Consider the following 633-nt stretch of genomic DNA (forward strand, 5'->3'; position numbering starts at 1 on the left):
GAGAAATTCGATTAGCTCGAGTTTCATTTGCTGGCATCAATTAAGATACTCATTTTGTTTGTGTCACTGGCAAGCCAGGCACAAACTGTATTTCGTTAACGTTTTGCTGTTCAGTTTTCAAGGTTCATAAGGTTCATAAAAATAATATTTGGTGGAGCCTAACGGGATCGAACCGTTGACCTCCTGCGTGCAAGGCAGGCGCTCTCCCAGCTGAGCTAAGGCCCCAAATAAGTGGTCGGGAAGACAGGATTCGAACCTGCGACCCCTTGGTCCCAAACCAAGTGCTCTACCAAGCTGAGCTACTTCCCGACTATAAAGGATATAATAATATGGCGCGCCTGGCAGGAGTCGAACCCACAACCTTCTGATCCGTAGTCAGACGCTCTATCCAATTGAGCTACAGGCGCATACTATGAAATTAATTGGTGCCGAGAACCGGAATCGAACCGGTACGGTAGTCACCTACCGCAGGATTTTAAGTCCTGTGCGTCTGCCAGTTCCGCCACCCCGGCAAGGATGAAAAGCGGAAGACGGGATTCGAACCCGCGACCCCGACCTTGGCAAGGTCGTATTCTACCACTGAACTACTTCCGCATAAAAGATGCGGGTGAAGGGAGTCGAACCCCCACGCCC

5 tRNA genes are annotated in these 633 nt (G+C 50.2%); all 5 read right to left on the minus strand.

Features of this window, described 5'->3' with window-relative positions:
• Positions 1-149 precede the first annotated feature (149 nt).
• The 5 genes from CSV76_RS17000 to CSV76_RS17020 all read right to left on the minus strand — a co-directional run bounded on the left by CSV76_RS17000 (position 150) and on the right by CSV76_RS17020 (position 594).
• Positions 150-225 (minus strand) — tRNA-Ala (locus CSV76_RS17000).
• Between the two features lie 7 nt (positions 226-232).
• Positions 233-309, minus strand: a tRNA-Pro gene (locus tag CSV76_RS17005).
• Positions 310-330: 21 nt separating this feature from the next.
• Positions 331-407 (minus strand) — tRNA-Arg (locus tag CSV76_RS17010).
• A 16-nt stretch (positions 408-423) separates the two neighbouring features.
• Positions 424-512 (minus strand) — tRNA-Leu (locus CSV76_RS17015).
• Positions 513-522: 10 nt separating this feature from the next.
• Positions 523-594 (minus strand) — tRNA-Gly (locus CSV76_RS17020).
• Positions 595-633: the final 39 nt, after the last annotated feature.

Origin of the sequence: Sporosarcina sp. P17b, from assembly GCF_002743115.1 — a bacterium.
Taxonomy (GTDB): domain Bacteria; phylum Bacillota; class Bacilli; order Bacillales_A; family Planococcaceae; genus Sporosarcina; species Sporosarcina ureae_C.